At 48.6% G+C, this 12,744-nt stretch carries 7 protein-coding genes; all 7 read right to left on the bottom strand.

Annotation, left to right across the window (positions count from 1 at the left end; translation table 11 throughout):
* Positions 1 to 162: 162 nt before the first annotated feature.
* The 7 genes from rpoC to nusG all read right to left on the bottom strand — a co-directional run bounded on the left by rpoC (position 163) and on the right by nusG (position 12,738).
* On the bottom strand, positions 163 to 4,509 hold the full coding sequence (gene rpoC, locus Mal48_RS18065; protein WP_145202838.1) for a DNA-directed RNA polymerase subunit beta': 4,347 nt from the start codon (positions 4,507 to 4,509) through the stop codon (positions 163 to 165).
* A 78-nt stretch (positions 4,510 to 4,587) separates the two neighbouring features.
* Positions 4,588 to 8,295 carry a DNA-directed RNA polymerase subunit beta gene (gene rpoB, locus Mal48_RS18070; RefSeq protein ID WP_145202843.1) on the bottom strand — a complete coding sequence of 1,236 codons (3,708 nt, stop codon included), beginning with the start codon at positions 8,293 to 8,295 and terminating at the stop codon, positions 4,588 to 4,590.
* A 1,249-nt stretch (positions 8,296 to 9,544) separates the two neighbouring features.
* Positions 9,545 to 9,970 (bottom strand): 50S ribosomal protein L7/L12, encoded by a 426-nt coding sequence (gene rplL, locus Mal48_RS18075; protein WP_145202846.1) that lies wholly within the window; start codon positions 9,968 to 9,970, stop codon positions 9,545 to 9,547.
* Between the two features lie 96 nt (positions 9,971 to 10,066).
* Positions 10,067 to 10,603, bottom strand: coding sequence for a 50S ribosomal protein L10 (gene rplJ / locus Mal48_RS18080; RefSeq protein WP_145202849.1), 537 nt, complete (start codon positions 10,601 to 10,603; stop codon positions 10,067 to 10,069).
* 122 nt (positions 10,604 to 10,725) lie between these two features.
* Entirely contained in the window at positions 10,726 to 11,433 is a 708-nt protein-coding gene (rplA, locus tag Mal48_RS18085) for a 50S ribosomal protein L1 (RefSeq protein ID WP_145202852.1), read from the bottom strand.
* A gap of 79 nt (positions 11,434 to 11,512) precedes the next feature.
* A complete protein-coding gene (gene rplK, locus Mal48_RS18090; RefSeq protein WP_145202855.1) occupies positions 11,513 to 11,938 on the bottom strand; it encodes a 50S ribosomal protein L11 in 426 nt (141 codons plus the stop codon).
* 131 nt (positions 11,939 to 12,069) lie between these two features.
* A complete protein-coding gene (nusG, locus tag Mal48_RS18095; RefSeq protein WP_231739697.1) occupies positions 12,070 to 12,738 on the bottom strand; it encodes a transcription termination/antitermination protein NusG in 669 nt (222 codons plus the stop codon).
* Positions 12,739 to 12,744 lie beyond the last annotated feature (6 nt).

Here is a 12,744-nt window from a genome sequence, read left to right on the forward strand (position 1 = left end):
AGACGCCTTGATGGAATTTCTTAAGAACTCGAAGAAAACTTATTCGTCTCTTCCTGAAAGTGCTGTGAAAGTGAGGTTCCGTAACAATCAAGTGCTGTAAACATCAAACACTGTGATATCTGCTATCAGAAACTTTAACCACAGGCACCTTCGTCCGTTTCATTAATCGTCCGGTGACAGATCAGTGAATGAAGGAATGTCACCCAACGCTGGAGGCGGAGGCTGAGGAGCCTCTCTTCCCGGATGCATGCCACCGAGTTCTTCGTTCTCGCTGAGCATTTCTCGACGTGCTGCAAGGACACGAGCATGCTCTTCTCGCAATTCCTGCTGAGCTTCGGGACGAATTCGCACTTCCGATTCCTGGTGTAATTTGAATCCGGTTCCCGCCGGAATCAAGTGACCAAGAATCACGTTTTCTTTCAGACCAACAAGTTGATCTGACTTCCCTGCCAACGCAGCTTCGGTGAGCACTTTGGTCGTTTCCTGGAAACTTGCAGCTGAGATAAAGCTTTCGCTCTGAACAGCTGCTTTTGTGATTCCCAACAACTGAGTGCTGGCACTTGCAGGACGAGGCCGGGTGAATTCGATCACATCTTCACCATCAGCTTCGAGTTGATCATTCACCTCTTCGACAGTTTCGAGAGGGACCACATCGCCCACGACGAACTCAGTCGCTCCCGAATCGGTAATTCGAACACAATTCATCAACTCACGGTTGACGCGTCGGAATTCCCACTTATCGACAATCACACCTGGGAGCAGATCAGTATCTCCCACATCGTCGATTCGAACCTTGCGGAGCATCTGTGAAACGACAAGCTCGATATGCTTATCATCAATTCCCACACGCTGAGCTCGGTACACATTCTGAATTTCATGGAGCAGGTATTGATGAACTGCCTCTTCACCACTCACTCGCAGAATATCGTGTGGCACCAATGGACCACGAACCAGTGCGTCACCAGCAGTCACAAGATCGCCAGAGTGAACCAGCAAAGCCTTACCATGCGGGATGGAATGCTCGGCATCGGTTCCATCCTGCCCGTGAACCACGATCACACGCTTGCCACGTTTGCGTTCAGGAACAAGTTCAATTTCACCATCGATCTCTGCAACAACCGCAGGATCCTTCGGTTTCCGTGCTTCGAACAATTCAGTCACACGAGGTAGACCACCTGTGATGTCCTGAGTTCCAGAAGCTTCACGAGGTTGTTTCGCAAGCACAGCTCCAGCTGAAACTTGCCCACCCTCTTTCACTTCAATGTTTGCACGTTCAGGCAAGTAGTAGTAGTCGAGAATTTTCCCGGTACTATCTTCAAGAACGATTTGCGGATGCAGATCCCCTTTGTGTTCAATCACAGTGGATCGCACAAAACCGCTGGCATCTTTCTCCGAACGAATTGAACGACCTTCGATCAAATCCTCAAAGCGAACACGTCCGCCGACTTCAGCAAGAATAGGCACCGAGTGCGGATCCCATTCACAAAGTACCTGATCGACTTTGACATCCTCATCTTCTTTGACCCGCAACATTGAACCTGCAGGCACATTGTACCTTTCAAGTTCACGATTTTTCGGGTCGATGATGACGATTTCACCCTGTCGAGCCAGAACGATTGCCTGACCTTCGGTGTTGATCACGCTGCGGATCCGTGCAAATTTCACACGACCAGCTTTACGTGTCTTCATGTCACTTTCTTCGACATCCCCTTGAGCCACACCACCGATGTGGAACGTCCGCATGGTCAACTGAGTTCCCGGTTCCCCGATACTCTGAGCAGCGATAATTCCGACCGCCAGCCCCTCTTCGACCAACCGACCTGTTGAGAGGTCCATTCCGTAACATTTTTGGCACAGACCAAGTTCAGCTTCGCATGCCATTGGGCTGCGGACCTGAATACGCTCCAGTCCCATATCTTCAATGCGTCGCGAAATGTCGACGGTGATCAATTCCCCTTCACGAACAATCACTTCGTCCGTAATTGGATCGACGATGTTTGTTCGACTGGTTCGACCACGAATCGCATCAGCTAGACTGACTTCGACCTTTTCCCCACGGTAAAGAATTCCGCGAGTCACGCCGTTAGTCGTTTGGCAATCATTCATGGTGATAACAAGGTTCTGGCAAACATCAGCCAGTTTCCGTGTCAAGTAACCAGAATCCGCAGTTTTCAAAGCGGTATCAGCCAGACCTTTACGAGCACCGTGAGTCGATGAGAAGTACTCGAGTACCGTCAATCCTTCACGGAAGTTCGACTTAATAGGTGTCTCGATGATCTCACCACTCGGCTTGGCCATCAGACCACGCATACCGGAAAGCTGACGAATCTGTTCGACACCACCACGAGCACCAGACTCGGCCATCAAGTGAATCGGATTCACATAGGCACCATCTTCACGGACGTCGTTCTCCAGTTCTGTCTTCATCACTTCGGTAATTTCTTCCCGAGCATGAGTCCAGATATCGATCACCTTGTTGTACCGTTCTGCTCCGGTGATCACACCACGATCGTACAACTTCTGTTGCTTCAGAACTTCCGTTTCACCTTTGAGAATCACCTGTTCTTTATTCGGTGCAACAACGAGATCTGTTGTTCCGAATGAAAGTCCCGAACGAGTCGATTCTGTGAAACCGATATTCTTCATCAAATCGAGAAGTTCAATCGTTTCTCGACGTCCAACTTCCAGGTGACAGTCAGAAATAACGTTAGAAAGATCTTTACTACTAAGCGTCTTGTTGTAGAACGCCATGTTCCTCGGAAGGATGTCATTAAACATGACTCGACCAGGAGATGTCTCTACAAGACCACCAGACTTAAAGCTCTCGGCTCCTTCGCCTTTCACCCGCTTGTCTTTAGGAAGACGCACTTTCACAGCAGCATGTCGCTCGACGACACCCTGTTGATAGGCAGTCATACACTCATCAGGAGATGCAAAGACAAGACCTTCGCCACGACGACCAGGGCGACGCATGGTGCAGTAGTAGCAACCCATCACGATATCCTGTGACGGCGAAATAATCGGGTCGCCGTTGGCCGGACTGAAGACGTTGTTCGTCGACATCATCAGAGTTGTCGCTTCAACTTGCGCTTCAATAGAAAGCGGCAAGTGGACAGCCATCTGATCGCCGTCGAAATCAGCGTTGAATCCTTTACAGACAAGTGGATGGACTCGAATCGCGTGACCTTCCACGAGAACCGGCTCAAATGCCTGAATTCCCATACGGTGCAATGTTGGTGCACGGTTCAGAAGGACCGGATGATTTGTAATCACCTCGTCGAGAATATCCCAAACCTCTTCATCACGACGCTCAAGCATTCGCTTGGCAGACTTGATCGTATCAGCGTGCCCCAGTTCCTTCAGGCGGCGAATAATAAACGGTTGGAACAGTTCCAGAGCGATCTTCTTCGGCAAACCACATTGGTGCAACTGAAGTTCCGGCCCGACCACAATCACGGAACGTGCGGAATAATCGACACGTTTTCCGAGCAGGTTCTCACGGAAACGACCCTGCTTACCTTTGATCATGTCCGTCAGTGATTTCAACGGACGGTTCGATGATCCCAGGACAGGACGCTTACAACGACCGTTGTCGAACAGTGCATCAACTGACTGTTGCAACATTCGTTTTTCGTTGCGAACAATCACTTCTGGAGCATTGAGGTCGACAAGTTTTTTCAACCGGTTATTCCGGTTAATAATTCGACGATATAAGTCGTTCAAATCACTTGTTGCAAAATTGCCTGACTCAAGCATCACCAATGGACGCAAGTCTGGTGGAATCACTGGGACACAGTGCAGCACCATCCACTCAGGACGGTTCTCACTGTCTCGGAGCGCTTCGATGACCTTCAGCCGCTTAATCAGGTCCTTCGTCTTTTGCTGTGATCCGGTCTCGCGAAGTTCCTGCCGAAGTGTGACAGACTCTTCAACGAGATTGATGTTCGTCAGCAGCGAGAAAATCGCTTCCGCACCCATCTCAATTTTGAATTCGCCAGCACCATATTTTTCACGGGCTTCTTTCGCTTCGTCTTCTGTCAGCAACTGACATTTACGAAGTGGAGTATCCCCAGGATCGGTGACAACATATTCCTGAAAGTAAACAACCTTTTCCAGGCTGGTCGTTTTCATCGCGAGCATCGCACCCAGACGACTGGGCATACTCTTGAAGAACCAGATATGTACAACTGGCGCAGCCAGTTCAATATGGCCCATTCGTTTACGACGAACACGAGAGTGAGTCACTTTGACGCCGCAGCGGTCGCAGATCATCCCCTTGTATTTCATCCCGCGATATTTCCCGCAAGCACATTCCCAATCCTTTTCAGGACCAAAAATACGTTCACAGAATAAACCATCGCGCTCAGGTCGATAGGTCCGATAGTTGATTGTTTCCGGTTTTTTGACTTCACCGAACGACCAGCTACGAATATCGTGCGGACTCGCGAGACTAATCTTCACGGCACCATAGTCGTTAACGCGATCGTAAGCACCTTCTCCGACGCTCACAGGACACTCCTATTCTGGAATGGGGAAATCTTCAATTTGAATTCAAAATCGTTCTAAACAACTGGAAGTTTCAAACACTTACGTGTGAGTTTTTTCCAATTGCATGTTCAAACACAGTCCGCGAATTTCGTTGTTCAGCACATCGAAACTTGCGGGTGTTCCGGCCTCAAGGGTGTTTTCCCCCTTAACCATTGACTCGTAAATTTTGGTGCGGCCTTCAACATCATCACTCTTCACAGTGAGCAATTCCTGAAGGATGTAAGCGGCTCCGTAGGCTTCCAATGCCCAAACTTCCATCTCTCCGAATCGCTGACCACCGAAGCGGGCTTTTCCACCCAACGGTTGTTGAGTAATGAGCGAGTAAGGTCCCGTTGCACGGGCATGCACTTTGTCATCAACAAGGTGATGCAGTTTCAACATGTAGATGTAACCGACAGTTGTTTTCTGCTCCATCTGCTCGCCGGTTCGTCCATCGTAAAGACGAACTTTTCCTTCTTCCGGCAAGCCAGCTTCCTTGAGACAATCGTTAATTTCAGCTTCTGGGGCACCATCGAAAACTGGGCAAATCGCACGGAAGCCAAGTTTTGAGGCTGCCCATCCAAGGTGAGTTTCCAAAATCTGACCGACGTTCATACGACTCGGAACACCAAGTGGGTTCAGAATAATGTCGATGGGGGTTCCGTCATCCAGATAAGGCATATCCTCAACTGGCAAGACTTTTGAAATTACACCCTTGTTTCCGTGACGGCCAGCCATTTTATCCCCGACAGAAATCTGTCGTTTGGAGGCCACATAAACCTTCACCATCTGCAGCACGCCGTTAGGAAGTTCATCTCCACGCTTCATGCTGTTCAGGTTTTGCTCAGCCTCATCAATGACTTCCACCACGAACGGCCACTGTTCATTCATCAGCTTACGCAGATCCGCTTGTTTTTGAGGGCTGCGAATGTCGAGTTTGTCGAAATGGCTTTCGAAACTTTTCGCGTATTGAGCGACAAACTTCACATCTTCAATACTGCGAATTTCCCTTCCGTCATCATCTGCCAGATGACGCCCCAAGGCGGCATCAAATTCGACGACAAACTCCTGGAACTTCTCTGCAATTTTCTCCTGACCTTCTTGTTGAATCTTTGCGACTTCGATGTCGAAAACTTTTCGATCGGCCTCAGAAAGACTCATTCTGCGAGAGAACTTCTCAGTTTGGATAACAATCCCCTCAACGCCACTATTGACTTCAAGAGATTCGTTTTTCACATCTTCTCCGGCCTTACCGAAGATCGCATGCAACAACTTTTCTTCAGGAGTCAATTCTGCTTTGGCCTTAGGGACCACTTTACCAACCAGAATATCTCCCTGCTTGACCCGCGTTCCGACGTGAACAATCCCGTCATCATCAAGATGACGCAAAGCTTTTTCGCTCACGTTCGGGATATCTCGAGTGAACTCTTCACGACCAAGCTTGGTCTCGCGGATCTCAACATCGAATTCATCAATGTGAATCGAAGTGTAAACATCATCCTTAACGAGTCGCTCAGAGAGAATAATCGCATCTTCAAAGTTGAACCCTTCCCACGACATGAAGCCCACAAGAACATTTCGTCCCAGTGCCAAGATCCCATCTTGTGTGGCAGCACTGTCAGCAAGAATCTGGTCTTTCTTAACCTTCTGCCCAACAGAGACCAACGGTTTCTGATTCAAGCATGTTCGCTCGTTCAGCCCCATGTACTTTCGCAGAGGGAATTTCTTACCTTCGACCTCAATGACGTTTGCATCAACATACGTCACTTTTCCTGCTCGGTCCGAGCGAACAACCATACCGGAGTAACGAGGAATCTCTTCCTCCATCCCAGTCCCGACCAAAGGCGCTTCAGCGATCAAGAGCGGAACCGCCTGACGTTGCATGTTTGACCCCATCAACGCACGGTTCGCATCATCGTGCTCAAGGAAAGGAATCAACCCAGCAGAGACACCCACCATTTGGCAAGGTGCCACATCGATGAATTCCACATCCATGGCGGGAATCCAGTGAACATCACTGCGATAACGCGACAAGACGCGCTCGTCAATAATCACGCCATTTTCGACACGCGTATCAGCAGGAGCAACGTGCACACTCGCTTCTTCATCAGCACGCAACCACATGATTTCATCAATCACTTTTCCATTCGAAACCTTACGATATGGAGTGATCAAAAATCCGTAGTCATCAACTTTCGAGAAGATACTCAAACTGGAAATCAGACCAATGTTTGTACCTTCAGGAGTTTCAATCGGACAAATTCGACCGTAGTGCGAAATATGTACGTCGCGAACTTCAAAGCCTGCACGCTTACGATTCAAACCACCTGGACCAAGTGCACTTAATCGACGCTCGTGTGTGAGCATCGAAAGTGGATTCGTCTGGTCGACCACCTGCGAAAGTTCACTTCGCCCAAAGAAATAATCAATGGCCGCTGAAACAGACTTCGGATTGACCAAAGTACGCGGACTCATTTCTTCAACATCTTTCAGGCTCATTCGCTCCTGAACAGTTCGCCGAAGTTTCAGAAAACCTTTACGGATTTCATCCATCCCCAATTCATCAATAGTCCGCAAACGTCGGTTACCGAGATTATCGATATCATCAACGTAAGCTGAATCATCATCCATACGTAGTAAAACAAGATAACGAACAGCGTTGACCATATCCTCGGAACGCAAAGTCATTTCGTCATCAGGAATATCCTGATTGAACTTGCGGTTGATACGAAAGCGTCCAACTCGACCAAGCCGATATCGATTGACATCGTAAAACTTCTCTGCGAAGAGATCCTTAGCCTTCTCAAGTGAAGGAGGATTACCAGGACGCAGGCGCTGATAAATCTTCAGCAAGGCTTCTTCATGGCTGACTGTATTATCTTCGATCACGCTGTTAAGGATCAGCGTGTCACGAACATCATCCAGGGTTTGCACAACCTTGATGCCCGCTTCCGCGATTTCAGCAGCCTGGGTCGCAGAAATTGTGTGGCAGCACTCAACAATAATTTCACCGGCTCGTTCGCCAGTTTCGTATGCAACATCTTCGGCAGCATAGAGACCGGCAAGATCTGATCCATCCTTGCCAACTTTGGTCTTAACGACTTTATAGAAGATTTCGAGCAAAGATGTGTCAGTACTGTACTCTTCATTCATCGCTCGCAGCAAAGTCATAGCAGAGAAGCGACCACTCTGATCGATACGAACTCCTAAGGTTTCCTTTTTGGAAACCATAAATTCAATCCAACTACCACGCTCTGGAATGACGCGGCAAGAGTACTCTTTACGTTCGCCTGGTTCGGAGGCAACAACGAAATCAACACCAGGTGAACGATGCAACTGGCTGACGATAACCCGCTCTGATCCATTGATGATGAATTCACCACCACCAATCATGATCGGCATATCCCCGAGGTAGACCTCTTCTTCGATAGGCTCTTCTTTGACAAGACGAAGAGTCACACGGAAAGGGCGACCGTAAGTCAAGCGGAGCTGACGACACTCAGTCGGGCTGTAACGTGGTTTACCGAGTTCGTATTTGACATACTCCAAACGGTACTGACCGTCATAGCTCTCAACCGGGAAGACTTCTCGTAAAATCTCTTCGAGACCTTCATCCCGCCGCTCTTCTGGTTTCCGCTCCAATTGCAGAAACTTCGAGTATGACTCAGTTTGAATTCGCGTCAAATCCGAGAGTTCATACTTAGCTTCAATCTTACCAAAGTTACGGACTGAGTCAGTCGGAATGATTCGTTGATGTGGAATTGGCATTCGTCGGGTTCTTTACGCGGGGAGAAAACTGAGTAAGGTTCTCGTTATTCATTGACTCACTGAAACGTGATCGCAAACAAAACAGACTCTCAAGAAACGTCAGCAGTGTTTCTTAAAAGGTTTATGAAGTTGCTCTGACTCCATGGAATCAGGTCCTGGCTTCCGGCTAAGTTCAAATAAATCATATTTTCAGTAGGACACATAACATAGTGAGAATCACGAATCAGTGGGGCTCTCACGAAATTGGCTGGACATCTGTAAGTTCTAAAGTCAACACGAATTATACAGAAGACGCTTAAGGGGAACTCAGCACACGAGTTCAACAAGCTTGCGATAACTGCTCACAAATTGCCTGACAGGGTTGGGACGACTTAAGTAAGGCTTGAATTGAGAATTTCCTACATCACCAGGAGACGAGTTTACGAAAGCGAGCGTAAATTGAGTTGTGCCGGCTTGCTCTTGGCCTGAACGGAAATCAGAGTCAAAAGACTTGATACAGTCTGCCAAAACATGCTGTTCACTCAGCAACATAGAGTCAGCAGGTTGAATCAAAGACAAGCCCCGAGAGGAAAAGCATTTCCGGGAGTCAGCGACATCAACACAAAAGAGAAAATGCGCAGCATTTAAGTGCGCACTTCTAGAGCGATCTAATGTTCGTAGATTCAAACTCGCCAACCCGGCCCCCTTCCGGAATTTGTCGACCCTGAAAATGTAGGCACGCACTGTGAGTGCCTGAAATCGCACCTGAATAATAAAAGAGCGACGGGCATTACAGATATTCCACCTGAGTGAAACATAAACAAGCCTCGCCAAAGTGAGCGATTCACAAACATTCGCAATGCATAGGCCATGTCGAATCAAGGAACGCACCGGACTCGCAGAAATCACATAGACTTTACGGACCGCAGGACACTGATGTTTTAGCAACCGTACAGCGCCTCCAAAAAGAGACTCTCGAAGCAAAACACAACTGCCCCCACTTAATCTGCGACTTCGATCAGAACTGCTGCACATCCACAACAAAGGAATAGAGTAAACATCAACAGGTGATGCCTCAGGCAGAAGAAACTGATGCAAAACAACACGTCCGGCAGTCAATAGTTCATCCTTGGGTGATCCGCCAACAACTTCTTGTCAACAAGATATCATCCACCGGAAAAATTGCAACTGTATGGCATGATGAATGCTAGTCACACGCAAAAATAGGCAATACGAGGACCAGCCTCATATTGCCTATGAATTCAGAAGCTTACTTCAACTCAGCAGTTCCACCAGCCTCTTCGATGTCCTTAACGAGCTTTTCAGCTTCGTCTTTTTCAACACCTTCTTTCAATGGTGATGGAGCACTTTCAACCATAGTCTTAGCCTCTTTCAGGCCAAGTCCGGTGATGCTTCGAACAGCTTTGATGACATTGATTTTCGCGTCACCGAATCCAGTGAGGATGACATCAAATGACGTCTGCTCTGCAGCAGCGCCACCTTCGTCTCCGCCACCTGCAGCAGGACCGGCAGCCATCACAACACCGCCACCAGCTGGCTCAATGCCATGAACGTCTTTCAGGTAGTCAGCAAGAGCTTTTGCCTGAAGCAGCGTAAGACCAACGAGTTGGTCTCCGAGGGTTTTTGTATTGTCGTCAAATTCTTTTGCTGGTGCTTCTGGGGCTTCAGCTGACATTTCCGTTTCTCCAAGGTTAATTGCCGGCATGCGATTGGATACCGCACCGGCTCGGTAGAGTGAAAAATCTCGGCCTCACTCGGCCGAACCGGGACACTACGCAGCGTCGCCGCTTTCTTCGTTATCTTTCTCCGCAAGAGCTTGAACCTGACCAGAAAGAGTTCCCCCTGGTCCAAGCAAAGCACCTGCAAGCTGTGCACCTGGACTCAACACGAGTCCGGCAAGTTGCCCAATCAGTTCCAGCCGACTTGGACCTTTACTGATGTCGGTCACACCCGCTGAGTCAACACCTTGACCATCAACGGCAGCACCTTTGATTTCAACTTCTTCAATCTTCTTAGCCCAATTGGTCATCTCTCTAGAAAGACCAACGATATCTTCTCCACCCCAGGCCAGAGTCGAAGGACCAGATAAAGGACCATCCAACTCATCAAGCCCAGCATCTCGAAGAATCACTTGCAACAAGCGATTCTTGATACCGAGGAGAGTGATGCCTTTTTGCGCCAACTCTAGACGCATTTCGTTATTCGCAACTGCATCCAACTTTGACAGATCGAGAACGAGAAAGTCACGTCGACCATCCAGCTTATTGCGGAGGTCGTCGAGCATCATCTTCTTGACTACTTTACTCATTATATCACGCCTGGTTAATCGCGTCTGACACAGCGACGCTGATTGTCGAATATCTTATCTATGAACTGAACAACCGAAAACGTTGACTTTGCCCGAAGCCAACTTCTCAGAAAAGTTAACTACTAAGCTGCAACAATTGGAACACCTGGAGTTTGCGTCCCAGAGACAGTCACTGAACGAACATAAACGCCCTTAGCAGCCTGCGGACGCAATTGCTGAATCAGCTTCAACAACGCCTCAATGTTTTCTGTAAGCTGGGTTTCGTCAAAAGACATCTTTCCAACAAGGCAGTGAACTATCCCGGCATCATCAACCCGAAATTCAACTTTACCTGCTTTGTATTCCGTCACAGCCGTCGTAACATCCTGAGTCACTGTCCCGGCCTTAGGCGATGGCATCAGACCGCGAGGACCTAGCACTCGCCCCAACGGGCCGACGACTCCCATCATATCCGGCGTCGCAATTGCAACATCGAACTCAAGCCAGCCATCCTTCACTTTATCAGCAAGCTCTTTGGCACCAGCAAAGTCAGCACCAGCCTCCAATGCCTTGTCAATGTTTTGCTCTTTACAGAAAACAAGAACTCTTTGAGACTTCCCGATTCCGTGTGGCAAGACAATTGAACCACGAACAATTTGATCAGCATGCTTCGGATCGACACCGAGCCGAACAGCAAGCTCAACCGACTGATCTCCTTTTGGAGGCTCAATCCCCTTAGGAAGATTTTCATCCAAGCCTTTCAAGGCAGCAACAGCATCCGAAACCGAGCTTGGCTCCAGACTTGAAACTACTTTACGATAGGCTTGTTGTCGCTTGGATGGCTTACCCATTACTACTGCCTGACTCTCAATAACTACGATGTTTCAATAAACAGAGACTCTCAAGTTGCACCAAAAACAGCCTGCAACCCTAGTCAACCACTTGGATACCCATACTGCGAGCTGTCCCAGCGACAGTCTTCGCAGCTTGCTCAATGCTACCTGCATTGAGATCGGCCATCTTTGTTTTTGCAATATCTTTTAACTGCTCAGTCGTCACAGTTCCAACTTTGTCTTTCAAAGGATTCCCCGACCCCTTGGCCACTTTCGCAGCCTGCTTCAGCAGGACAGCAGCTGGTGGACTCTTGATAATAAAATCGAAGGAACGATCATTATAAACCGAAATCACAACAGGGAGGGTCGTCCCCATCATCTCGCGAGTCTGATCGTTAAACTGCTGCACAAACTGGCCGATATTGACACCATGAGGACCCAATGCAGTCCCCACAGGAGGAGCTGGCGTCGCCTGCCCCCCGGTCACTTGTACTTTAATTTGTGTCACTAACTGCTTGGCCATTTGCCTGCCTCATCCAATTTCAACGACCGCCGGGGGAAACCCGAGCGCAGCCAACTCGATTTATTAACCACCTTCGCAGCCGACGAAGGACTTCAACCGGACCACTAAAACAGACCCGGACTACATAGCAGTTAAACTTTTTCGACCTGCCAATGCTCTAACTCTACTTCTGTACCGCGACCGAAAATCTCGATCATCACTTTGAGCTTGCCAGTCACTTCATCCATTGAGTCAATGACGCCTTCGAAGTTCTCGAACGCACCTTCTTTGACCTTAACGTGCTCACCAACTGCAACAACGAACTTCACAACAGGACGAGCTTCCTTCTCATCTTCCTGTTTTTCATCCTCATCAGCAGTGTCGAGCCCAAGCCAACGGCGAACCTCTTCTTCCTCCATTGGAATCGGCTTTCCAGCAGCACCGGTAAAATCACCGACACCACCCGTCGAACGCACGAGATGCCATGTCTCATCATTCAGCGCCATCTCGATCATCATGTAACCCGGAAGCAACTTCTGCTCTCGAACACGACGACCTCCACCTTTTGTTTCAACAACCTTCTCGGTGGGGATGAACACCTGCCCAAAACAGTCCTCCATACCCTCCATCTTAATCCGGCGGATAATAGAGTCACGAATGGAACGTTCGCGATTACTCTGAACTTTCAGAACATACCACAACTTTTCCTGCTCAGGAGCACCCTCTGCTTCTGAGTTGTCGCTGTCTGAAGTAATTTCATCACTATTCATGGCAAGCCACGCATCATTATGAATCGCCCGAACAATTTCAAGCGATTGCATTGACAT

This window comes from Thalassoglobus polymorphus (genome assembly GCF_007744255.1).
Lineage (GTDB): Bacteria > Planctomycetota > Planctomycetia > Planctomycetales > Planctomycetaceae > Thalassoglobus > Thalassoglobus polymorphus.